Annotated in this window: 19 protein-coding genes, 1 tRNA gene and 1 pseudogene; 9 read left to right on the top strand and 12 right to left on the bottom strand. The window is 46.5% G+C overall.

Annotation, left to right across the window (positions count from 1 at the left end):
- Nucleotides 1–136: 136 nt before the first annotated feature.
- The 12 genes and pseudogenes from scpA to IX315_RS07275 form a co-directional block, all read right to left on the bottom strand.
- On the bottom strand, nt 137–2,284 hold the full coding sequence (gene scpA, locus IX315_RS07330; RefSeq protein ID WP_018359262.1) for a methylmalonyl-CoA mutase: 2,148 nt from the start codon (nt 2,282–2,284) through the stop codon (nt 137–139).
- Nucleotides 2,285–2,297: 13 nt separating this feature from the next.
- The gene (gene mutA / locus IX315_RS07325; RefSeq protein WP_134849561.1) at nt 2,298–4,169 is read right to left on the bottom strand and encodes a methylmalonyl-CoA mutase small subunit; all 1,872 of its coding nucleotides are present in this window, start codon (nt 4,167–4,169) and stop codon (nt 2,298–2,300) included.
- Nucleotides 4,170–4,403: 234 nt separating this feature from the next.
- Nucleotides 4,404–5,099, bottom strand: coding sequence for a TapB family protein (locus IX315_RS07320; RefSeq protein ID WP_211638729.1), 696 nt, complete (start codon nt 5,097–5,099; stop codon nt 4,404–4,406).
- Nucleotides 5,100–5,239: 140 nt separating this feature from the next.
- On the bottom strand, nt 5,240–5,713 hold the full coding sequence (locus IX315_RS07315) for an Hsp20/alpha crystallin family protein (protein ID WP_018359259.1): 474 nt from the start codon (nt 5,711–5,713) through the stop codon (nt 5,240–5,242).
- Between the two features lie 162 nt (nt 5,714–5,875).
- Nucleotides 5,876–6,517, bottom strand: a complete 642-nt coding sequence (locus tag IX315_RS07310; protein WP_134849563.1) for a hypothetical protein — start codon at nt 6,515–6,517, stop codon at nt 5,876–5,878.
- A 24-nt stretch (nt 6,518–6,541) separates the two neighbouring features.
- A complete protein-coding gene (locus IX315_RS07305; protein ID WP_211836696.1) occupies nt 6,542–6,970 on the bottom strand; it encodes a hypothetical protein in 429 nt (142 codons plus the stop codon).
- 54 nt (nt 6,971–7,024) lie between these two features.
- Entirely contained in the window at nt 7,025–8,176 is a 1,152-nt protein-coding gene (locus tag IX315_RS07300; RefSeq protein ID WP_211635479.1) for an outer membrane beta-barrel protein, read from the bottom strand.
- Nucleotides 8,155–8,724, bottom strand: a complete 570-nt coding sequence (locus IX315_RS07295) for an RNA polymerase sigma factor (protein WP_018359255.1) — start codon at nt 8,722–8,724, stop codon at nt 8,155–8,157. Before IX315_RS07295 ends, IX315_RS07300 begins: the two co-directional genes overlap by 22 nt.
- Before the next feature lie 146 nt (nt 8,725–8,870).
- Complete coding sequence (gene rbr, locus IX315_RS07290; RefSeq protein WP_211837332.1) at nt 8,871–9,470, bottom strand: rubrerythrin; 600 nt, start codon at nt 9,468–9,470, stop codon at nt 8,871–8,873.
- A gap of 206 nt (nt 9,471–9,676) precedes the next feature.
- Nucleotides 9,677–9,752 (bottom strand) — tRNA-Gly (locus IX315_RS07285).
- A 129-nt stretch (nt 9,753–9,881) separates the two neighbouring features.
- Nucleotides 9,882–11,106 (bottom strand): annotated as a pseudogene (locus tag IX315_RS07280) (anaerobic sulfatase-maturation protein).
- 6 nt (nt 11,107–11,112) lie between these two features.
- Nucleotides 11,113–11,511: an HU family DNA-binding protein gene (locus tag IX315_RS07275; RefSeq protein ID WP_018359250.1), complete on the bottom strand. Its 399-nt coding sequence runs from the start codon at nt 11,509–11,511 to the stop codon at nt 11,113–11,115.
- Between the two features lie 765 nt (nt 11,512–12,276).
- Between IX315_RS07275 and IX315_RS07270 the strand changes: the two genes are divergently transcribed.
- Genes IX315_RS07270 through IX315_RS07230 form a run of 9 tightly spaced genes read left to right on the top strand, consistent with a single transcriptional unit; the run spans nt 12,277 to nt 23,536 of the window.
- Entirely contained in the window at nt 12,277–12,930 is a 654-nt protein-coding gene (locus IX315_RS07270; protein WP_211830674.1) for an IS30 family transposase, read from the top strand.
- Between the two features lie 24 nt (nt 12,931–12,954).
- Nucleotides 12,955–14,778, top strand: coding sequence for a signal peptide peptidase SppA (gene sppA, locus IX315_RS07265; protein ID WP_211837331.1), 1,824 nt, complete (start codon nt 12,955–12,957; stop codon nt 14,776–14,778).
- Between the two features lie 6 nt (nt 14,779–14,784).
- Nucleotides 14,785–15,867 carry a tetraacyldisaccharide 4'-kinase gene (lpxK, locus tag IX315_RS07260; RefSeq protein WP_211837330.1) on the top strand — a complete coding sequence of 361 codons (1,083 nt, stop codon included), beginning with the start codon at nt 14,785–14,787 and terminating at the stop codon, nt 15,865–15,867.
- 5 nt (nt 15,868–15,872) lie between these two features.
- The gene (gene dut / locus IX315_RS07255) at nt 15,873–16,307 is read left to right on the top strand and encodes a dUTP diphosphatase (protein ID WP_211642536.1); all 435 of its coding nucleotides are present in this window, start codon (nt 15,873–15,875) and stop codon (nt 16,305–16,307) included.
- Nucleotides 16,308–16,310: 3 nt separating this feature from the next.
- Nucleotides 16,311–18,539, top strand: coding sequence for a GH92 family glycosyl hydrolase (locus IX315_RS07250; RefSeq protein WP_211830678.1), 2,229 nt, complete (start codon nt 16,311–16,313; stop codon nt 18,537–18,539).
- A gap of 42 nt (nt 18,540–18,581) precedes the next feature.
- Complete coding sequence (locus tag IX315_RS07245; RefSeq protein WP_211638711.1) at nt 18,582–19,280, top strand: SIR2 family NAD-dependent protein deacylase; 699 nt, start codon at nt 18,582–18,584, stop codon at nt 19,278–19,280.
- A 4-nt stretch (nt 19,281–19,284) separates the two neighbouring features.
- Complete coding sequence (gene dgt, locus IX315_RS07240) at nt 19,285–20,610, top strand: dGTP triphosphohydrolase (protein WP_026215541.1); 1,326 nt, start codon at nt 19,285–19,287, stop codon at nt 20,608–20,610.
- A 38-nt stretch (nt 20,611–20,648) separates the two neighbouring features.
- Nucleotides 20,649–21,842, top strand: coding sequence for a M24 family metallopeptidase (locus tag IX315_RS07235; protein ID WP_211830680.1), 1,194 nt, complete (start codon nt 20,649–20,651; stop codon nt 21,840–21,842).
- Complete coding sequence (locus IX315_RS07230; protein WP_211638706.1) at nt 21,839–23,536, top strand: alkaline phosphatase; 1,698 nt, start codon at nt 21,839–21,841, stop codon at nt 23,534–23,536. Before IX315_RS07235 ends, IX315_RS07230 begins: the two co-directional genes overlap by 4 nt.
- Nucleotides 23,537–23,741: the final 205 nt, after the last annotated feature.

The raw sequence follows: 23,741 nt of genomic DNA, 5'->3' as shown, positions 1-23,741 counted from the left end.
CTAATATATTATATGTGAAACTATCTCTGCCTCAAAGATACCCATTTCCTCAAAACCACTACACCTCACCAGACAATATAAAGGGGGATTGCCTCTGTTGGAAGCAATCCCCCTTCGTTCGTTGTACTTCTATAGATTACTGTGCTAGAAGAATCTTCATGATCTCGATAGCAGCCTTGGACACAGATGTCCCAGGACCAAAGATAGCTGCGACACCAGCTTTGTAGAGGAAGTCATAATCCTGAGCTGGGATGACACCTCCAGCAATAACGATAATATCCTCGCGACCGAGCTTCTTGAGCTCAGCAATAACCTGAGGCACTAGGGTCTTGTGTCCAGCAGCGAGAGAAGAAACGCCTAGGACGTTCACATCGTTCTCTACAGCATCACGCGCTGCCTCAGCTGGGGTTTGGAATAGAGGTCCCATATCCACATCAAAACCTACGTCGGCATAGCCAGTGGCAACTACCTTCGCACCACGATCGTGACCATCCTGTCCCATCTTGGCAATCATTACACGTGGCTGACGACCCTCTTTCTTCGCAAACTCCTCTACGAGGCGAACAGCCTCAGCGAAGTTAGGATCAGTGCTTGTCTCTGATGAATACACTCCTGAAATAGTACGAATAATAGCTTTGTAACGCCCTACGACTTCTTCGCAAGCATCTGAAATCTCTCCTAGTGAAGCCCTTACCTTAGCTGCTTCTACTGCGAGCTCAAGGAGGTTGCCAGTCTTGGTACGTACTGCTTCGGTGATGGCAGCTAGAGCCTTCTGCACTGCAGCCTCATCGCGATTACTGCGAAGCTGCTTTAGGCGATCTATCTGCTGGGTACGTACTGCAGTATTATCGACCTCAAGGATATCAATTGGATCCTCCTTTTCGAGGCGATACTTATTTACACCCACGATAATCTGGTTCTTAGAGTCAATACGAGCCTGAGTTCGTGCAGCTGCTTCCTCGATACGGAGCTTTGGAAGTCCGCTCTCAATAGCCTTTGCCATACCGCCCATATTCTCTATCTCTTGGATATGCTCCCAAGCTTTGTGTACAAGCTCGTTGGTAAGGCTCTCAACGTAATAAGAGCCTGCCCATGGATCTACTTCACGGGTAACATTGGTCTCCTCTTGGATGTATATCTGAGTATTACGAGCGATACGAGCAGAGAAATCGGTAGGCAGTGCAATAGCCTCATCAAGCGCATTGGTATGAAGCGACTGAGTATGACCAAGGGCTGCACCCATTGCTTCTATACAAGTACGACCTACATTATTAAATGGGTCTTGCTCTGTAAGTGACCAACCAGAGGTCTGGCTATGTGTACGTAGTGCCATAGACTTGGGGTTCTTTGCACCTAGACTCTTGGTTATCTTTGCCCAAATCATACGTGCGGCTCTCATCTTGGCAATCTCCATGAAGTGGTTCATACCAATAGCCCAGAAGAACGACAAACGTGGAGCGAACTTATCGATATCCATACCTGCCTTTATACCAGCACGGAGGTACTCCATACCATCGGCAAGAGTGTATGCCATCTCGATATCTGCCGTAGCACCTGCCTCTTGCATGTGATAACCTGAGATAGAGATAGAGTTGAACTTCGGCATATTCTGCGAAGTGTACTCAAAGATATCTGCGATAATACGCATTGAAAACTCTGGTGGGTAGATATACGTATTACGCACCATGAACTCCTTTAGGATATCATTCTGAATGGTTCCTGCCATTTCCTCTTGCTTTGCGCCCTGCTCTAGACCAGCTACGATATAGAAAGCAAGAATAGGAAGCACAGCACCGTTCATCGTCATGGATACCGACATCTTATTCAATGGAATACCATCAAATAGTATCTTCATATCCTCGAGAGAACAAATAGATACTCCTGCCTTACCCACATCACCCTCTACGCGCTCGTTATCTGCATTATAGCCACGGTGCGTTGGGAGGTCAAACGCTACTGAGAGACCCTTCTGACCACTTGCTAGATTACGACGATAGAATGCATTGGACTCCTCGGCGGTTGAGAATCCTGCATACTGTCGGATAGTCCAAGGCCTCATCGTGTACATCGTACTATATGGACCACGTAGATATGGTGGCACACCAGCTGCGTACTGGAGGTGCTCCATGCCTTCAAGATCTTCCTTTGTATATACACTCTTTACATCGATAAGCTCTGGGGTCTTCCAGTCATATCCGATGCCGTTCTGCTTATTAAACTCAGCCACACTAGGCTGTGCCCATCCACCTTCTAGGATGTTAATGTCTTTGTATGTTGGTTTCATATCGTCCTTCCTCTTACTTTGCGCTCCTTGGCTTGATACCCATAAGCTCGTTGAACTTCTGCATTGTCTCCAATACATTCACCTTCACGTGGACAAAGTGCTCAATACCCTTAGCCTGTAGTTCCTCCATGCATGCTGGAGCACCTGCGATAACCAGTGGTATTTCTCCCTTAAGAAGCTCATAAGCCTGCGGACCATACTCCGCATACTCATCATCGCTTGAACAGAGGACTACGATATCTGCGTTGGCTTTCTTTGCTGCCTCAACACCCTCAGCTACGGTCTCAAATCCTAGGTTATCAATCAATTGATAGCCTGCAGTAGCGAAGAAGTTGGAGCTAAACTGTGAGCGCGCTAGCCTCATAGCGAGGTTGCCAATAGTAAGCATAAATACCTTAGGGGTCTTACCACTAGCCTCGGTAGAGAGACGAAGCTCCTCAAAGTCAGAAGCACCACGGCGCTTGTCGAGCGCAGTTACCTCTACGCCCTCCTTCTTGCTATTATCTACCCTTTTTGTTTCCTCAGTAGCTTTCTCCGTAAAGTTAGGGAAGATGTTGGTACCTAGTATATTCTCTCGACGGGTAGCAATCGCCTTATGGCGAGCATTGTTAGACGCATTTACTGCCTCTTGAATCTGACCTTCATCGGCGAGCTTAGCAAATCCTCCTTGCTCCTCTACCTCTAAGAAGAGCTTCCATGCTTGCTCAGCGATAGCCTCGGTAAGGTGCTCGATATAGTAAGAACCTCCAGCAGGATCCACCACCTTATCGAAGTGGCTCTCCTCCTTCAGGAGAAGCTGCTGATTACGAGCAATACGGTGACTAAAGTCACTACCTGCAGGATTGTAATGCTTATCGAACGGATGTACCAAGACTGAGTGTACACCAGCTATAGTAGCACTCATGCTCTCGGTCATAGTACGGAGGAGGTTCACGTATGCATCGTAGATAGACTTATTCCACCAAGTAGTTTCAGCATTGACAACTACCTTCATAGCTCGCTGACTCGCATTAGCATCATTTGCCTTTACGATGAGCGCCCAGAGCCAACGCATAGCCCTAAACTTAGCTATCTCCATGAAGTAATTAGACCCGATACCCATATCAAAGCGCATCCGCTCAGCTACTTCAGAGGAACTCTTACCGCTCTTCTCTGCTATCTTAGCCAACATATCTGCACCAGCTGCAAGGGCATAACCTAGCTCCTGATAAATATAAGCACCAGCATTAACTAGGTCTGAGCTCTGGAAAGTGAAGCATGCAAACTGCTTTAGTGGCTCCGCTGCCTTCAGAACCGCTACAGAAGTTTCTAGCCACTCAGCCCAACGAGCGCCCTTTCCAAGTACATGCCTAAATGGATTGAATCCGAATGATCCACGAACCTCATTAAGGTCAGCTCCTATCGCTTGTAGTCCTTCCTTCACAGCCTCTATTAGCTGCACGGAGAGCAGATGGCGAGCATAGAAATTTACCTCGAGTAGAGACAATTCCACTCCCGTCAATAATGTCTTGATAGTCTCAGCACTGACCAATTCGTCCTCAAAGTGAAAGCCAATGCTATTCACTCCACGATCCATCAGCCTCTTAATCTCCTGATTGATGCTCTGAGGGTCTGCAATAACTGCGATTTCCTGACGTACCAACCACTTGTTGTCAGCCTTTGTTCCCCTCACGTATGGGAACTCACCTGGCAATACATCCTTGGTTGGGAGTTGCTCAATATCCTCAGCCCTATAGAAAGGCTGCACATCGATACCCTCCTTGGTACGCCATACCAACTTCTTCTCGAATGGAGCGCCCTTGAGATCACGAGTAACTACTTCCATCCACTCTTCAGTGGAAATAGGAGGAAACTCGCTAAATAGTTTCTCTTTCATTTGCTTCATAAATTTTTATGATATCTTCTTTGACCTTATTCTCACACAAATCTACCATTAGCTCAGTAGTAATCTATCCATTGGGTTGTTCCTCCGTAGTGTCCCTTACTGCACGTCTAAGGAGAAATGGATAATTATATCCCTAATAAGCTACTACAAAGAAACACAAAATATAGCTAACTTACAAGGAAATAATCACTAAATACCAGTGAAAGCAACCGAACGGCTACAAAATGGCAACACCTAGCTCTGTGGCAGTGTCTTCTTTACCAATCGACAGGTCTCCTTAGAGTCCATAGCCTTACGTTCATACTTCACTACGCCTACCCCAGGGGCTATCCAGAAAGTATAGTTGATGTCTATGCCCTTCCTCAGAATACCTATACCGAAATCTACATGCACCCTACCCTTCATCACAAAGGTTTCGTACTTACCAATAGGAAGGTCTAGCGTTTCTCGCCCTACTATTGCCTTCTCCTTCCATCCCATATTGATACTCACGGTTATTATACGAGATACCTTGATGTAGATTTTAGACTTTTCCAAAGGTAACTTATCATTTGTATTCTGCAGAGGTATCGAAAGTAACTCCCCCTTAGCACTTGCCTGGAGTTTCTCTGCCGCTTCTTTGTCCATCTCAATAGCATCAGTAATCAACCGCCCAATATCCATGGCAAGAGCGTTTGGTTTGTGAAGGATCTTCAATACTACCCTCTCCCCCTTCTTATCCTTCAGGCTTCCCTTTATTTCTACCTCCATCCAAAGCCCCTGTGGAGACTTCTTAAGCCCTTTCAAGACATAATAAGAGTTTGTCACGGTATCTCTCTTAGTCACTTCATACTGAAGGGTAGTACCGATAGGGTCTGTTGGCAAAAAAGCTTGAGCACTAGACGCCAAAGAGATAAAAAGACCCATAATAGCATAGATAAATTTTCTCATAAAAGTATATTACGTCAATAGGGACGCATCCACAAAGCTACCCTTTTCTACCTAAAAAAGCTACCAAGATGCTCAATACACCTTGGTAGCTTCCAAACTCAAACTAACCAACTTTAATCAACAAACCTAATCATCTACTGTTACCCAATAGTAATTACGCGCTCTATAGGTGTCTTAACCTCTTCCTTGATCTTAGGGATGACTACCTCTAGCATTCCATTTTCCATCTTGGCAGAGATATTCTCCTTATCTGCATCCTCAGGGAGTAGTAAGCGCTGAGCGAAGCTCTGGTGTGTAAACTCCCTACGTAGATAACGTGTAGGCTTCTCCTCCACCTTTGTCACTTCCTTGCTCTCGGACTGAGTCTCTGATGCTTCGTCATTAACCGCCTTCTCGCTCTTCTTCTGAATAGAGATAACGAGAGCCTCCTCCTCGTCTAGCTTTACGGCTACCTCTTCTCTAGTAAATCCTGGAGCTGCTACCTGGAGGGTATACGCATCCTCATTCTCCATAACGTTGAGCATAGGTGCAGCACTGCGCTTTACTGTGGCAACTGGTCTTACGAAGTTATCATCAAAAAGCTGATCCATCACATCAAATATTGTACGTCCCATATCGTTCCTGTCTATTATTTTGTTATTAGTAATATCGTTCACACTTACATCCCTATAAGTGCAATCGTCTTGCCATATAACGATTTAGACAAAAAGACCTGACACCCACACTACTTGTCACGACAAAGATTTACCCTTGGCAGTGATTGGTGACAAAAAGACCTACAACATTCGGTTATCTCTAGCAATCCTTGTAGCTATCGTACCATTCTTAAATACCAGTACCTTGTCCTTCGGCTCCTCCGTATTGAAAGTATAGGTGCCACTACAGTTCTTTAGAACCATATCAAATGAAGTAAAGGTTACCGTACCACTTGCCGATACTCTAAGCCTATTGGCGTAGTCATAGACTACAGCAATACCCTCTGCCCCCTCTGTAAGTAGCTTGGAGCGCTGACTGATGAATAACCGCATAATCTCGTCCGAATTTCTCGCCTTATCCAATAAACTATTACGGACAATAGTATATGGCTTATTAAGTACAGGTATACCTTCCTTGGCATCAATACAAAGTAGTATCGTATACGCAACATCGGTCTTTTGATCACCACCAGCTGGACTGAGGAGTATTGGGAATAACACCATGTTATCCATTCTATTACTCCTTAGGAATGGGTTATCCAGACTACCATACTGGCTAAAGTAGACCACATGCTCATAAGGTTTGTCGTTGACCATAGCACTGCCCATGTGATACCTTTGCACCTCCATAGGCTGGTAACCATTCATATTAAGGCAACTCGAAAAGAGGAGGGTCAACAATGCCCCCACCGTGCCCCACTGTATAATACTCATCTTATTCATAGACATAATCAATTTTGGTGTGAATTACTTCTTTGGTTCATACTTCACCGTCAGACTCCTCGAAAGCGTGCCATCGATAGAAGTGAACTTTACCATTGTAGATGATGACTCAGTAGGCAGCTTCTCTTGGATTACAGAGACCACCATATTGGTCACCCCTGCCTTACCCATTGCTGGAGTAATGCGCAACCACTCTTTTTCGCCAATAGATACAGGTAGCAAAGCTCCCTCCGCTCTCGGGAGAGAGGCTTTGAGATCACTCTTCCAGTCTTGGGTAGACTTTATGGTCACCAAACTAGCAACCCTTGTAGCAGACAGAGTTATATCCTCTGTGGATAGAGCCAGATAGCTCTTCTTTACTGGTGCTGGTTGCTCTCCCCCCTTGCACATGGTCAGACCCAAAACAAGGCACAGAGCTACCAACAGCATACCGATACTTCTTTTTTCCTCCATTTTTTCGTGTTATTTGATTAGTAATATACCTAGTTACCCTTTTCCCCCTACGAACTACTGTATCCTAAACTTCAAACCCACGTTCATTTTGAGCCTTAGTCTAGAGGACGAGTCCTCAAACAACTGATTATTCATAGGGATAATATCATATGCGCCACCCACTGATACCCCAAGCGATATAGCCCTTGTGATATTATAATCTACGCCAAGAGTCGCATAGCTATCAAGGGAAAAACGAGCCTTTTGCGCCTCCTGATAATTGCCACGCAACGCTACAGCCACAGGAAGATTGCCAGATACCCCAGCGGAGAGATTCAGTCCAACATTACCTTTGCGAACCAGTTCGTATTGCAATCCAATAGGAACACCTATCTGGCGCACATCCATTTCGTACTGCTCCGGCATAAATAGACCAGAACTAGTCACCTCAAATCGTCTGAGTGCATACCGCAACCCACTCTCCACACTTAGCCTTGATGTAATAGGGACAATGGCAGTGACACCGACCTCGATAGGGAGTTTCTCACGCACCGAATAGCTCTGCTTGCCCGATGACAGTTGATCTATCTCGTGTGACAGAGAGGTAAGAAGAGGCTCGGGTTCGTTTCTAGAGCTGCGCATCGCCTGCCCTGACACACAGAAAGCTATAACTACTCCCCTATTACTTGCATTTCCGATCTGCCTTGTAGTATAAATAGGAGCACTACTCCCCTTCGTGCATACATTCCCATTATCCCTCACCTCTGGCTTCCTACTTACCCGAACTTCGCTTTTCTCTGTTGTCTTCTCTGACCTCTCTGTCGCTACATCATCCGTAACAACTACAGCTTTATTGACATCAGTCATATCCTCTACAGTTGTTTCACGAACAGTTGTTTCATGGACATCTATATTGCTCGCCACCAAAGAAGCATCCTCTATCTGACCCTCCTCATTAGGAGACTGCGCAGAAATAGCGACCTCAGTTGCCGTACAAGGCGACATCACTACCTCGGGCTTTTGCGGGAAGAATAAAGCAAAGCATATCGATGCTGCTGCCGAGATTGCTACAATCCACCAAGGAGCAAACCGACCTTTACGATTCACACCTGTAGGCAACACTAGAGGGGGCAACTCCCCTATTGGGTAATCAAAACTATCGAGCTTATCCCGCAAAGCCCCCTCCCAGCTCTGCTGCTTGGGCTCTATTGGTTTTCTCTCATCCATTGCTCTATCTTTTTCTTTAGCAATTGCTTTGCTCTAAAATACTGAGAAGACGAACTCTTCTCCCCTATCCCTAGTTGTTGGGCTATCTCTTTATGACTAAACCCTTCAACTGCATACATATTGAACACCACTCTATAACCATCTGGGAGCTCAGCAATCATATCGTATAGGACTTTAGTATCAATACCAGAGAGCATATCCACACTCTCATCGTCATCCTGTGCTACATCATCATAGCTGCCCTCCTCATATCTGTTCATGTTCTTCACACCAAAACTCTTTTGGTGGTTCAGCGATAGATTGACCACTATCCTCTTAAGCCAACCCCATAGTCCGCCAGCTTGCAGATACCTAAAGGTCTGCCTCTTATCATAGGCTTTACACACCGCATCTTGCAGAATATCCTTGGCCGCATCCCTATCGCCTATATACCTATAAGCTATACTCACTAACCTAGGGGCATATAAGTCATAGATCAGACGAAACGCCTCCTCGGGTCGCTGCTCTAATAGTCCTACAATATACTGTTCGCTGTGCTGACTATTCATACATTACACTTCCTCCTTACACTAGGATAACAACCTATCCTACAAAATACTGCATCAATCTTCTCCAATACTAACATAATATAAGCAAGAAAAGGGTGTGTCATTCATTATGACACACCCTCATATTAAATACTTAATCTCGGAGATTAGTAGCCAATAGGTGCGATAGGCGCATCGCTATGCCTCTGGAAGTGTGCACGTGGGTGAGCACAAGCAGGACAAACTACTGGTGGCTCAAGACCCTTCATAAGATAACCACACTTGCGGCACTGCCATACAATCTCCTCATCGCTGACAAACATCTTATCCTCCTTGATACGCTTTGCAAACTCAGCGTAAACCCTAGAGTGCTCGCCCTCTGCGATAGCTATATTGCGATACACTGCGGCAATCTCTGGAAAACCCTCCTGCTCAGCAACATCTGCAAACCCTGGATAAAGGCTTTCCATCTCCTCCCACTCTAATTTTGCTGAAATCTCTAGGTTGTCAAGAGTCTTGCCAATCACACCTGCTGGGAACTCTGCATTGACATTGACCATACCACCCTGCAAGAACTTGAAGAACCTCTTAGCGTGAGCCTTCTCCTGATCTGCAGTCTGCTGAAAAAATGCCTCCACCTCAATGAAGTTCTCTTTCTTAGCTTGGCTAGCGAAGAAGCTATAGCGTGCGTGTGCCTGGCTCTCGTTAGCGAAAGACATAATCAGATTCTTCTCTGTCTGTGTACCTTTCAAACTTTTCTTTTCCATTTTGCTACTATTTAATATGTTATTAGCTTGGGCTCTGAAAAAGTCAGCCCCCTTTCATCTCAAGCAAAAATACCAATAAAAGGCTAATAAAACAAAGGAAACACACACTAATAATACCTAAATATAGGTATCCTAGTACTAAGGCAATACAACCTAACAATACACAAAGAAAAAGAGCTCCAGTGAATATCACTAGAGCTCTATAATGGAGCGGAAAACGGGACTCGAACCCGCGACCCTAACCTTGGCAAGGTTATGCTCTACCAACTGAGCTATTTCCGCATTTTCTAACTTTGCTAGAAGCGTTTCCCTCTTTTGCTCTGCAAAGGTACGATGAATATTTGAATCCACCAAATATTTCCAGCCTTTTCTAGCGAAAAACTTTAGCACTTTTTTCTTCTACTCTAGGAATCAGCTATTTATATCTTGCATAATTTTTGAGGGTGGAAGCTGATTCTGAAGCAATTCCTTCATCCTATCCATATAAGGTGCTACATACTCGAAGAACTGGTAGCATCCTTCACACAGATAATTGAGTCCTCTCTCGCCATAACGATCTCTGGCGAACCGATTCTTAGGGCACTCACCCCAGCAAGCAAATAGATACAGCCACTCCCGACACTGACGGGGTAGGAAGTCATACTTATCCCTTCCAAACTGGATCTGTCGAGGGCTATTCATAAGCTCCGAAATACTTTGTCTTCGGATATTCCCTAGCATATAGGCATCGAAGACAAAGTGATCACAGGAATAGAGTGTCCCATCATGTTCCAAAGCTCCAGCATGTCCGCAGTATTGAGCCATAGTATAGAGCCCTGGCGCTACACCCATCCAATTGGTAAGCGTAGCATCGAAGAGCTGCACAAATACCCGCCCTACATCGTGCCGCACCCACTCATTAAACGTAGCACACAGGAAATCGCCCCATCGAGCGGGGGATACAGAGTGCTCATGCACCGTGCTGTATTCCCTGCTCTCAATATGAGCAAGGTGCCCATCAGGCAATATTCGCTCTACTATCGGGGTAAATTGGATAAAGTCACTACCCAAGCTTTTCAGGTATCGATAGAAACCAATAGGGTCGGACACATTATAGTCATTGATCACCGCCATAATATTGTACTCCACCTGATGCCGCTTCAGGAGTTCTATACCACGCAGCACCTCTGCGTGCGAACCGCTCACGCCATCCTTGTGCTTGCGGTACCTATCGTGCATCGCAGAGGTCCCATCCATGGAGATACCGACTAGAAAATTATTTCGTCTGAGGAATTAGCACCACTCATCGGTGAGTAGCGTACCATTGGTCTGGATGCTATTACTAACCACTCTTCCTCCAGCATAACGGAGCTGTAGTGATAGAGCTTTTTCATAAAACGAGATCGGACGCAAGAGTGGCTCACCCCCCATGCCAGGGGAAGCTCACCTCGGGCATGGTTTGCGCCTCTATATATTGACGTATAAAAAGCTCCAGCAATTCGTCACTTATCATCTGGCTCGGCTCTTGGTATGCCAAGACACTCGGTTTCTCCAGATAATAGCAGTACTTACAGCCTAGATTACACGCTGCACCTGCCGACTTTGCCATCGTATATAGCGGTCTTCCAAAAGGGAAACCAACAGTACCGCCACTCATCGGTCTTTAATCCTTAGCATCGAGATCATGAAAGTGCACTCCTTCCAACCCTTTCTTAAACACCGAAGAGGGGGTAAAGCGCACACCCACCTTACGGATATTACGGTAGGTAAACTCCCCCTTGGTCTCTGTAGTATCACTCTGAACCGTTGGGGTCATGGAGCCAATCTCACCTAGGCTTACACCTTGTCCAAGCTTCAGATACTTTACAGCCGCTTCTGCCAAATGCTCCACTATTGCCTTGACATCCGAAGCCGAATGAGCCGAAGTATCTTCAATCCACTTGGCAAGTTCATCAAGACTCACCTGCTGATTCTGTACCACCTGCGCACGGTAACACTCATTTTTGCCCTCCTTATTAGGAAGATTACTTTTTGCTTTGATTACTCTGTAACTGATTGACATAGTCCTAAATTTTTATTGGGGGAGCGCTTGCCCTACCCGATGGTTATTCATACTTCGACCACAAAGGTAGCGATTCTGAGCCGAATTGCCCAACCTCATGACCATTTAATATATACTAATCACTCCATTTAATATATATTAATTCACCCAATTAGTATATATTAAATTGGTCAATTAGTATATATTAAATGGTCATCGGATATACCGAGAGCGGTCAACCAGTAGAGACAAAAGGTTTATCGCACCTACAATATCCGTCTTCTTCTAAATCTATTGGCGTTTTTCGATCGGATTTAACTATCCACTTATCCTTACCTGCCTGAGGTTTCACTAGTCTGTTGACTACTATTTCCTTATTTACTTGACTATGCGCACTAAGTGGTTGACTTTTTTTTCAGTGCTATACCACTAGATTACACTAAATAAATTGACTTTGCGCCTCCTTGTTGTTAAGGTACTCATTTTTCTGTACTTCCTTTTTGTTAGCTCCCTTACGAGGTGATTTTTCCCCTGAGTAGACACTCTCTGGCGTATTCATTTCTAGACTCCTATGAGGACGGATATTATTGTAGAAATTGATGCTTTTCTCCCTAAGTTCAACATCGAAGTGCAATTATTAGGGGAGCATTGGGATGTACTCGGCCGCCCCCTTCCTCTCAAAGGAAAGGCGGCCGCGAGCGACAAAAGCAATCGTCGATTCAAGTACCAACAAAAGAAAAAAGGGGGAGACCGAAATCTCCCCCAGATTAGATAACTTTGTTGGTCATGAAATACAATCACCTAACCCAAGAGCAAAGGTACACAATCTCCCGATGCTTGACAAAGGGTTTAAAACAAAAAGAGATTGCTGAGCTTATTGGGGTATCACCTTCGACGATATCTCGTGAGCTAAAGAGGAATGCCACTAAAAGAGGCAAATACAACCATAATTATGCTCAAATTAGTCTCTCTCATGAAACAATTTACAAGTGGATTCGCAAGGACAAAAGAGACGGAGGAGATCTCTACAAGAACTGTAGGCACAAGCTCAAGAAACGTAAACGGGGTATCTATGCTTCTTCCTCAACAATACCAGAGAAGGTGAGTATACACGAAAGACCAATGGAGGTAGATGGGAACAGATTTGGAGACTTTGAAATGGATACAATAGTAAGTGCTGGAAGCAAGGCTATACTGCTGACAATAGTTGAGATATCAACATCAATGATATTTATGGAGAAAATGGACACTAGAAAGAAGCCAAAAGAGATCGCAAAAGCATCCATTATTAGCTTAAAAAAAACATTTGAAGTAAATTGCACTTGGTTCTTGAATCTACGAACTCGTAAAAACCAATGGAAATATGGAGATATTGGTAACTTTTTGGTAACTTCGCAAGGGGTAATATATTTTGTTTACAAAGAACAAAACTCAGTATAACTAATAGAATTATCGAGACAGACGATGAAAGATTTTCTAAAGATGGTATTTGGCTCTTGCTTGGGCGTTATCCTAGCAAGTGTTGTAGTCTTCTTTATTTTCTTCAGCATGCTATCCTCTGCTATTGGAGGACTAGTGGACGGATTTAAGGATGGCAAAGAGACAAAGAAAGTAAGTAACGAGAGTGTGCTGCTCCTAGACCTAGAGGGGGGAGTTAGCGATACGGCTACAGGAGATCCTTTCTCCGATATGTTTAATGAGGAGCAGAAGACCTTTACGCTCCCTGAAATCCTAAAAGCTATTGAAGTAGCACGTGACAACTCTGATATCGAGGCTATCGTACTCAATCTGGAGCAAGCTGGAATCAACTATGCTAATGCCAAGGAGCTCCGTGACGCTCTTAAGCGTTTCCAGGAGAGTGGCAAGAAGATTTATGCCTTCTCCGACCACTATAGCCTTCTCAACTACTATGTAAGTAGTGTGGCAGACGAAGTTATCGGTGGTCCTGAGGGTTCACTCGCCATTACGGGGATCTCTTCCAGTACACTCTTCACTAAGGGTCTACTCCAGAAGCTAGGCATAGAAATGCAGGTGTTCAAGGTAGGTACTTTCAAGAGCGCTGTAGAGCCATTCATCCTAGATGGCATGAGTGCCGAGAACCGTCTACAGATACTTGAATACATCAATGGTCTATGGCAAGGGACGACCTCAGAAATGGCGGAGAGCCGTGGCATAGCAGCTAGTACCTTCCAGAGCTTCGCTGACGAAGCCCACTTCCTTGACAAAACCGTTGTTGCGAAGGAGATGGGGCTACTCGACACCCTCGTATATCGTATTGACCTCGACAAGGTACTTGCCCAAAAGATTTACAATAATGCTGATGAGGAGATAAATTACCTACGTGTCGGCGATCTACTGCCACTCTACGACAATGGTAGTGGAAGTGACGAAGTGGCTGTCATCTATGCCGAGGGTAATATCGTAGTTGGTTCGGGTGAAGACGACGAGAACCCTTTTGCCACCCAAGCTCTCATCAATGAGAAGGTAGTAAGACAGCTGAGAGAGGCAGCCGAGGATGATGACATCAAGGCGGTAGTTATGCGTGTAAACTCTGGTGGAGGAGCTGTGACTACTTCGGAACTTATCTGCCATGAGGTAGAACTTCTAAAGCAGAAGAAACCTATCGTTATCTCTATGGGAGACTATGCTGCTTCGGGTGGTTACTACATCTCTTCTCATGCTTCTAAGATTGTAGCTAACCCATACACCCTTACTGGCTCGATCGGTATTTTCGGTATGATTCCTACCTTCAAGGGAACCATGCAGAAGCTAGGACTTAAGCAGGAGACACTCTCAACCTCTGAGACTGGTGCGTTTACTGGCATGGAGCCAATGACGGGGAAACTTGCTGAAGGGATGCAGAGAGCCATAGAGCGTGGCTACGACGAGTTTACAGGTCGTGTATCTACGGGTCGTGGTATGACCAAGGCTCAGGTAGACTCTATTGGTCAAGGACGAGTATGGCTGGGCAAGAAGGCCATGGAGCTAGGTCTTGTAGATATGATGGGTGGTCTAGATACGGCTATCCAGGAGGCAGCACGCCTTGCAGAGCTTGAGAACTACCGTGTGGTAGAAATAATAGAGGACAAGGACTGGTTTAAGCAAATCTTTGGTATCAGTCTGCCTAAGACCGCTAAACTAATGATGATGACTCAGGAAGAGCGTATCATGCTTCGCTCTGAGGGCTACCTAAAGCAGCTCTCAGGTATACAGGCTCGACCACCATACGATATCACGGCTATCGGTGAGGCGGGTCGTGAGACAAAGCCATTTGTACCACTGAGATAATCTCCGATGGACAAAAGTCGAAACATATTATTATGGATACCTACAGCCCTCTACGGAATGGCTGTAGGTGTCCGTAATTTTGCTTTCGACAAAGGGATACTTAAGAGCTGGAGCTCCGAGATACCTACAATATGCATCGGGAACCTTTCGGTAGGAGGGACTGGCAAAACACCGCATATAGAGCTACTCATATCGCTTCTAATAAGCGACTACAAAGTAGCGGTACTTACTAGGGGGTATGGAAGAAAGACCAAGAAGCCTATCATAGCAACTATAGAGGATGACGCGAATAGGATAGGAGATGAACCTTACCAGATTAAGCGGAAGTACCCCAAGGTAATGGTGTATGTAGATGGCGACCGTCGTCGTGCACTCAAGAAGATGGAAGCGATGCCGCCTGAGGAACGTCCCGATGTGGTGCTCATGGACGATGGCTTCCAGCACCGAAGCGTAACCCCCTCGTATAGTATCTTACTGACCCCTTACCACAAGCCTTATTATAAGGACTACCTCATGCCATATGGTAGGCTAAGGGAGAGTAGGAAGGAGGCAGTAAGGGCGGAAACCATTATCCTTACAGGTACACCGAGAACGGTGAATATCAATGAGAAGCGCCTAAAGGTGGAAAACCTACAGGCGCTGGCTTATCAGGATGTATTGAGTTCGTATATCAAATACGACTCCCCACGCTGTCTATTTGAGCGAGAGGAACGAAGCACGCATGAGCAACTCCGACAGGATAGTGATATTCAGGTGGTCAGTGGTATCGCTGACCCTTCTGCCTTCCAAAGAGCTTGCAAAGCTTCATTTCCCAAGGTAGTAGACTATATCACCTATCCCGACCATCACGACTTCACTAAGGAGGAGCTAGATATCATGGTGAATGACCTAGAGAGCGATCCTAGCCTATTTATTCTGACTACCGAAAAGGATGGGATGAGATTCTTAGCCCATAAGACATGGATACCAGAATCTGTGAGAGGGCGAATCTGGATACTACCGATATCCATAGATATGGATGTGAACGACAAGATTAACCTATTGCGGAAGGCAAAGAGGGCAATCAAATTTAATGGACTACCATTATGAATAGAATAAAAGTAGAGGTTATCAATAAGAGTGGTAATGCTCTGCCACAATATGCTACTGCCCTATCGGCAGGGCTAGATATACGCGCAGATATCGAGAAGCCTTTTGTGCTCCAACCCCTAGGGCGCATAGCGGTGCCTACTGGGCTTTTCATGGCTATCCCCCAAGGGTATGAAGCGCAGATGAGACCAAGGAGTGGACTCGCCCTTAAGCATGGTATCACTTTGCTTAATACACCTGGAACGATAGATGCAGACTATAGAGGGGAGATAAAGGTAATACTCGCTAATCTTTCGGACACGCCATTTACCATTGAGCCAGGTGAACGTATCTGCCAAATGGTAGTGGCTAAGCATGAGCAGATAGAGTGGGAAGTAGTGGACAATCTAGATGAAACAGAGAGAGGTGTCGGTGGTTTTGGACACACAGGAACCAAGTAAGAAATGAGTGTAAAGAGGCTAAATATATGGGCAGCCCTAATAGCTGTAGTGCTATTCACGAGCTGTAGTAATGAGCAGAAGAAGGTAGAAGAAGTATTTACCCCTACGGACTACGTGGATCCTTGGATAGGTACCGGCGGGCATGGACATGTATTCTTGGGCGCATCAGTACCTTGGGGTATGGTGCAGCTTGGACCTACAAGCATCACCACAGGTTGGGACTGGTGCAGCGGATATCACATAAGCGATTCCACTATTATCGGTTTCTCGCATACCCATCTCAGTGGCACAGGGATTGGCGACCTATTGGATATCACGGTGATGCCCGTAACAGGGAAGGTTACCTATGCCCGAGGCAATCATGAGGATGCCAATAGCGGGCTATGGAGCTATAGCCGAAGGGCGGTGGAGCATGCTGAGCCGGGATATTACTCTACCCATCTTGAGCGTTACAATATAGATGTAGAACTGACCTCAACCAATAGAGTCGGCTACCACAAGTACACTTTCCCAAGCGAGACCTCGGGAAAAGCGATTGTCTTTGACCTAGAGAATGGAGGCAACTGGGACAAAGCCACCGAAGGCTATGTACGAAAGGTGAGCGACACGAAGATAGAGGGATATCGATACTCTACCGGTTGGGCAAAAGACCAAAAGGTATACTTCGCAGCGGAGCTATCGGTACCGATGAGAGCTCTGACGGTAATTGCGGACAATGAGGAGCATGCAGATGAAGCAAAGGGAAGGATAGTGTATAGCCGCATAGACCTTTCCGATGATGCGCAGGAGGTCATGATGAAAGTGGCACTCTCCAATACCTCAACCGAGGGAGCGTGGCACAACATGGACGCAGAGGGGAAGACTTGGGACTTCGAACAAGTCCGCACTGATGCTAAAGCGCTATGGAATACTGAGCTGAGCAAGATTAAGGCAAGTAGCTCGCAGTCCGATGTAATGAAAATATTCTACACCGCTCTGTACCACTCTATGATAGCGCCAAGCACCTTTGCAGATGCAGATGGCAAGTATTACGGTGCTGACCAAAAGATACACGAGGGGCAAGGCTTTACCAACCACACTGTTTTCTCTCTCTGGGATACCTACCGCGCAGCGCACCCTCTGATGTCGCTCATCCATACTGATAAGATGAAGGATATCGTGGGGACGCTTATGGCTATTTACAACGAGCAAGGAGAACTCCCAGTATGGCACTTGGTGGGTAACGAAACCTATACCATGGTGGGTGCTCCTGGCATTCCGGTATTGGCGGATGCTATCATGAAAGGCTTCGTAGAGGATAAAGAGCAAGCCTACGAAGCACTCAAGGCATCGGCAATGAAGCCTTCTCGAGGGCAAGAGTTCAGAATCCAGTATGGCTTTATCCCTTACGACAAACAGCGAGAGAGCGTTGCCTACGACCTAGAGTACGACCTAGCCGATTGGTCAGTAGCCCAAGTGGCTCAGTTGCTAGGTAAGGACGACGACTACTCCTACTTCCTCAAGCGCAGTAAGAGCTATCAGAAGCACTACGACCCTCAGACCTCTTTCATGCGTGGAGTAGACCTCAGCGGAAAGTACAACCCTGAGTTCAATCCGATGGCATCTACCCACCGCAATGACGATTACTGCGAAGGCAACGCTTGGCAGTATACTTTCCTTGTTCCTCACGACGTGAAGGGGCTTGTCGAGTGTTTCGTTAGTGAAGAGCGCTTCATCAGTAAGCTGGATAGCCTTTTCACCCTTCCGTCTATCATAGAGGGCTCTGATGCTTCACCCGACATTACAGGGCTCATAGGGCAGTTCGCCCACGGCAATGAGCCTAGTCACCATATCCTATACATGTATAGCTCGCTAGGGCAACAAGCCAAAGCGGCTCCGCTGCTTAGGCGAGTGATGACAGAGCTTTACCATGCCGACTATGACGGTCTATCCGGCAATGAAGATGCCGGACAGATGAGTGCTTGGTATATCCTCTCGGCTCTAGGGTTCTATCAGATGGAACCCGCTGGCGGTCGCTACTACTTCGGAAGTCCGCTAATAGATACTGCCGAACTGAAGGTTCGTAATGGGATATTTAAGATCGACGTACTGGATAATAGCGATGAGAACATTTATATCCAGAGTATAGTACTCAATGGGCAACCACTTACCGAGCGCTATATCACCTTTGAGCAAATAGCACAAGGAGGCTCACTACAAATACAGATGGGCTCTACCCCACACAATTGGTAAAATAATTAGAGCCACACCTTGGGGTGTGGCTCTATAATAGATATGAAACGAAAGAAGATAGTAGCGCTAACGGGAGCTGGTATTAGCGCAGAGAGCGGCATAGCCACTTTCAGAGATTCAGATGGTCTATGGGAGCGATACTCAGTAGAAGAGGTCGCTTCAGCAGACGGCTACAGGAGAAACCCACAACTGGTCATCGACTTTGCTAATGATCGGCGCGAGCAGTGCCTCAAGGCTCAACCCAATGAAGGGCATCTACTACTTGCGAAACTGGAGGAGGACTATGACGTCACGGTCATCACCCAAAATATCGATGACCTCCACGAGAGAGCAGGGAGTAGCCATATTATCCACCTACATGGCGAGCTTATGAAGTGCTGTAGCGAGCGAGACCTCTCTACCCCACTCCCTTTGCCCGAAGGGAGATTGCGCATGACCTTAGAAGACAAAGCAGAGGATGGGAGTCAGCTTCGCCCCTTTATCGTCTACTTTGGGGAACCTGTACCTCGCATGGAGGATGCCATTGCCGAGGCAGAGCAAGCAGACATATTCCTAATCGTAGGCACTAGCCTCAATGTCTATCCCGCAGCGGGGCTTGTGCGCTTTGTGCCACGTAGCACACCCGTCTTTATCATAGATCCGAAGGAGGTCCCTGGCTCCAACCAATTTGAGCACATCCGTATGGGAGCGGGCAAAGGAATGGCAGAACTGATGAAACGATTACGCAATGAACAGCAATAACAAGATGGAGTGGAAGAGGCTCATCAGCGATTGTCGCTTTGGCTTAGAATCTCACTCACAGAAGCAAGAAAACCGAACCGACTTTCAGAGAGACTACGACCGTCTTATCTTCTCTGCCCCATTCCGACGCTTACAAAATAAGACTCAGGTATTTCCACTTCCGGGAAAGGTCTTCGTACACAACCGTCTCACCCACAGTCTAGAGGTATCCTGCATAGGGCGCTCACTAGGGACACAGATAGGGCGAGCCGTATGCCAGAGAGACCCAAGTCTCCAAGCAGACCATGCCGACTTCGGAGCTATCGTATCTGCAGCTTGCCTAGCTCACGATATGGGCAACCCTCCCTTCGGTCACGCTGGAGAGCGTGCTATCAGCGCCTACTTTACTGAGGGCAAAGGGCGACGATGGAAGAGACGTGTAGAGAATGAAGGAGGACGGTGGGAAGACTTCGCACACTTCGAAGGCAATGCCAACGCCCTTCGACTACTTACCCATGGCTTCAAGGGACGAAGAGAGGGCGGTTTTGTCCTTACCTATAGCACTATTGCCTCCATCGTTAAATATCCCTTTTCCTCTATCGGGTCGAAAGGGAAGTTCGGCTTCTTCGAGACTGAGCAAGAAAACTATGAGAAGATAGCAGAGCACTTAGGGCTCCTAAAACTTTCTCAAGACGGTGAGGCGCCTGTCTTTGCTCGCCACCCGCTCGTCTACCTCGTGGAAGCGGCAGACGATATTTGTTACCAGATTATGGATCTGGAGGACGCCTACAAACTAAAGATACTCAGCCTAGAAGAGTGCCAAAACCTCATTAAAGCCTTCATCCCTGAGGAGCAATTTCCAAGCGTAGAGGCAGTAATCGCCAAAGTCACGGATAGAAATGAGCAAGTAGCTTACCTCCGCTCTGTAGCTATGGGCAGACTAGTCTCAGCGAGTACTGAGACCTTCCTAAAGCACGAAGAGGAAATCCTCTCGGGTACCTTCCGTGGCTCCCTTATCGAAGCACTACCAGATAGAGAAGCGACTGCCTACCAAAATGCCAGAAAAGTAGCTTTCGATAAGATTTACTTCACCAAAGATGTACTCGACATAGAGTTCGCAGGTTTCCGTATATTTGAGTATCTATTGGATACAGTTATCAAAGCACAGACCAAGCCAGACCATGCGTATAGCAAGCTATGGCTCAATAGAATCCCTGAGCAGTACGATATGCAACGCCCTACCATGTATGGTAAAATCCAAAGTGCTCTCGACTATATCAGCGGCATGACCGATGTATACGCACTCGATCTATACCGTAAGTTTACGGGCATGAGCTTGCCAGCTATCTAAGATTATTCACTCAATAAATATTTTGCCGTAATAAATAAATGAATACAACACTACAAGAAATTACAACAAAGGTAGAAAAGATACACGCTGCCCTAAAGGAGCAAGGGCTACAAAACATACTACTCCGCAGCATTCCCAATTGCTTATACATCACAGGTAGTGTATCACAGAGCTTTATCTTCGTGGATAGGTCGCGCGAGCTACCTATTATATTTCTAGAGCGACCTACTAACACATTGGAGGGGTACCCAGAAGAACTCATCTACAATATTCGCAAGCCAGAGCTCATTCCTGAGATTCTATCGGATATAGGGCTATCCATCAATGAACAAACCGCGCTCGAATTGGGCTACTTGCCTGTTACAGAGTATCAGCGACTCAGTAAACTCTCACCTAGTGGGGTTAGTACCGCTGATGGCTCTACTCTGATGCGCAACGTAAGAAGTATAAAGACGGAGGCAGAACTTACTGAGACACGCAGACTTGCCCATGTCCATGCCGAAATCTATCGATTAGTCCCTGAGTTTTATCGCCCTGGTATCACAGATCTTGAGCTACAGCACGAACTTGAATACCAGATGCGCCGTAGAGGTTCTATCGGAATATTCCGGGCCTTCGGTGCACGAATGGAGATCCACATGGGCAATATGATATGTGGCGCCAATGCAGATAACCCTGCACCCTACGACTTCACCATGGGAGGCAAGGGCGTATATGCCATGCCAATGGGTGCTTCCGGGCAGGAGATTCTCCCAGGGACGACACTCATGGTAGACTTATCAGGCAACTATGGCGTGTACCAAACCGATATCACCCGAACCTATTACTTAGGCGAGCTCCCCGAGGAGGTGGTGCGTGCCCATAACCTTTCCATCGAGTTCCAACGCTGGTTCGAGACCTACGCCAAGGATGGAGCACCTGTAGCGGAGGTCTACAATTACTTCCAACGTAGGGCAGAGGAGGAAGGTTTTGCCGATTACTTCATGGGGCACAATAATCAGGTTAAGTTTGTCGGACATGGTGTAGGTATAGAAATCAATGAGCAACCAGTCCTTACCGCTCGCTCTAAAGAGACCTTTAGGAGCGGCATGGTCATCGCCCTCGAACCGAAGTTTGTGTTCCCCGAAGTAGGTGCGGTAGGGCTAGAGAATACATTTATCATCGGAGAGAACGGGGCAGAAAACATCACCCCACTACCCGAAGAACTAACTCCATTAGTGATAACAGAATGATGAGACAAAGGATACTCCTACTTCTAGCGGCTCTTCTATTACTGCCGCAAGCATTTTTCGCTCAAGGGATAAAGCCCGCCAAGAATGTAATTTTCATGATTGCCGATGGCACTTCACTGAGCTCTATCTCACTTGCCCGCTGGTACCAAAACCTCGAGGCTGGAAAGCTAACTAAGCTACACCTAGACCCCTATATGAGCGGTACCGTCATCACCTTCTGCTCCAATGCCCCTATAGGCGACTCGGCACCAACTACTTCCACCTATATGAATGGGATGCCAAGCATTCAAGGTATGGTAGGCACCTACCCATATGCCACCGAGAGCGACATCGTGCCTGTAGATAAGGAGATGGCATACCGACCTCTGGTATCTCTCATGGAGGCTACACAATTGCTCCACCAGCGTAAGATAGGGCTAGTCATGACCTCCGAATTTCCACACGCGACACCTGCAGATGCCATTTCTCATAGCTATTCTCGCAAACGCTATGATTGGATTATCCCACAGATGGTACACAATTCTATTGATGTGGTTATCGGTGGTGGCGCTGGTCTAATTAGCGAGGAACAGGTGAAGTTCTTGGAGAAAAAGGGCTACGGCGTATTTCGTAATAATCTCGCTTCGCTCACTGAGCACAAGGGGGATAAGCTATGGAGCCTATTCTCGAAGCGCGATATCCCTTACGATATCGATGCTGTAGAGGGGGTAGACCCTAAGATAGACGAAATGGTGAGCGCTGCACTTACTCATCTTGACCACAACAACCCCAATGGATTCTTCCTCCTTGTGGAAGGGTCTAAGGTGGACTGGGCGGCTCATGCCAATGACCCTGTAGCTATGGCAACAGATATTTTGGCTTTCGATAGAGCCGTTAAAGTCGCACTAGACTTTGCTAAGGCTGATGGCAATACCATTGTAGTCCTAACCTCAGACCACGGCAATAGCGGTGTGAGTATAGGTCGACGAGACCTTAAGAACTATGCGGGAACGCCTAAGGAGCAAATATTTGGTCCGCTAACTAAGATAGCCAAAAGCTCTGTAGGGCTTGCCGAGATGATTACTAAGGCAGAGGAGTCAAAAATAGGAACTCTATTTGAGGAGATATCCACCTTTGCGCCTTCCGAACAAGAACTAGAAGTGCTCAAGCTACTCCGCAAGCTCGAACTTGCCTCTGACGCTGAGCGCCCTGCCATCAAGAAACAGCTCAAGGAGCTGAACATGACGGGTGAGGGTGCCCTGTATACTGGTGGGCTATCGGACTATATAGCAGCTATCTACCGAACCAAAATGTATATAGGGTTTACCACTAATGGTCATACCGGCGAAGAGACATTCCTAGCGACCTATGCCCCTACGGAAGAACAACGGCTCAAGGGTGTACATACCAATATAGAGCTACATGATTACCTCCGCCAAGCACTGGGCATAGAGCCCACTATGATGGATCTTTCTCACCAATACTTTGCTCCACATAGTGAGGTATTTAAGGGGACGAAGGTATCCATTACGGGTGAAGATGCCAAGGATAAGGTACTCACGGTAAAGTATAAGCGAAAGACGCTCAAAATTCAGAGCTTTACCAATCAACTCCTCATCAATGGCAAACTCCAAGAACTTCCGATGCCGGTAGTCTATGTAGATAAGAGAGGAGAATTCTACCTCCCCACCTCACTCCGAGACCTACTGATGTAATCACCAAGAACTCAAAGGAAGACACTCCCCTACTGAAGCTTAGTTAAGGCTCAGTAGGGGAGTATTTACATATTATACCTTCTAGCCCAAGTTTGACCCCTGTCGGAGTGTAAGTGACTGTTATTAGTGTTGTTGTCTTTTTTTAAAGAGTTACTGTGTACTACAAATTTTGATTTTTCTAAATGGGTGGGTTTTATAGTTTAAC

This window comes from Porphyromonas levii, from assembly GCF_018206105.1.
Lineage (GTDB): Bacteria > Bacteroidota > Bacteroidia > Bacteroidales > Porphyromonadaceae > Porphyromonas_A > Porphyromonas_A levii.
Note: the sequence above shows the minus strand (reverse complement) of the source record. Positions and strands in the feature narration are given on the sequence as shown.

Bases quoted from the DNA above. Each gene is read 5' to 3' on its own strand.
- scpA (WP_018359262.1), bottom strand. From the start codon at position 2,284: ATGAAACCAACATACAAAGACATTAACATCCTAGAAGGTGGATGGGCA.
- mutA (WP_134849561.1), bottom strand. From the start codon at position 4,169: ATGAAGCAAATGAAAGAGAAACTATTTAGCGAGTTTCCTCCTATTTCC.
- IX315_RS07320 (WP_211638729.1), bottom strand. From the start codon at position 5,099: ATGAGAAAATTTATCTATGCTATTATGGGTCTTTTTATCTCTTTGGCG.
- IX315_RS07315 (WP_018359259.1), bottom strand. From the start codon at position 5,713: ATGGGACGTACAATATTTGATGTGATGGATCAGCTTTTTGATGATAAC.
- IX315_RS07310 (WP_134849563.1), bottom strand. From the start codon at position 6,517: ATGAATAAGATGAGTATTATACAGTGGGGCACGGTGGGGGCATTGTTG.
- IX315_RS07305 (WP_211836696.1), bottom strand. From the start codon at position 6,970: ATGGAGGAAAAAAGAAGTATCGGTATGCTGTTGGTAGCTCTGTGCCTT.
- IX315_RS07300 (WP_211635479.1), bottom strand. From the start codon at position 8,176: ATGGATGAGAGAAAACCAATAGAGCCCAAGCAGCAGAGCTGGGAGGGG.
- IX315_RS07295 (WP_018359255.1), bottom strand. From the start codon at position 8,724: ATGAATAGTCAGCACAGCGAACAGTATATTGTAGGACTATTAGAGCAG.
- rbr (WP_211837332.1), bottom strand. From the start codon at position 9,470: ATGGAAAAGAAAAGTTTGAAAGGTACACAGACAGAGAAGAATCTGATT.
- IX315_RS07275 (WP_018359250.1), bottom strand. From the start codon at position 11,511: ATGTCAATCAGTTACAGAGTAATCAAAGCAAAAAGTAATCTTCCTAAT.
- IX315_RS07270 (WP_211830674.1), top strand. From the start codon at position 12,277: ATGAAATACAATCACCTAACCCAAGAGCAAAGGTACACAATCTCCCGA.
- sppA (WP_211837331.1), top strand. From the start codon at position 12,955: ATGAAAGATTTTCTAAAGATGGTATTTGGCTCTTGCTTGGGCGTTATC.
- lpxK (WP_211837330.1), top strand. From the start codon at position 14,785: ATGGACAAAAGTCGAAACATATTATTATGGATACCTACAGCCCTCTAC.
- IX315_RS07250 (WP_211830678.1), top strand. From the start codon at position 16,311: ATGAGTGTAAAGAGGCTAAATATATGGGCAGCCCTAATAGCTGTAGTG.
- IX315_RS07245 (WP_211638711.1), top strand. From the start codon at position 18,582: ATGAAACGAAAGAAGATAGTAGCGCTAACGGGAGCTGGTATTAGCGCA.
- dgt (WP_026215541.1), top strand. From the start codon at position 19,285: ATGGAGTGGAAGAGGCTCATCAGCGATTGTCGCTTTGGCTTAGAATCT.
- IX315_RS07235 (WP_211830680.1), top strand. From the start codon at position 20,649: ATGAATACAACACTACAAGAAATTACAACAAAGGTAGAAAAGATACAC.
- IX315_RS07230 (WP_211638706.1), top strand. From the start codon at position 21,839: ATGATGAGACAAAGGATACTCCTACTTCTAGCGGCTCTTCTATTACTG.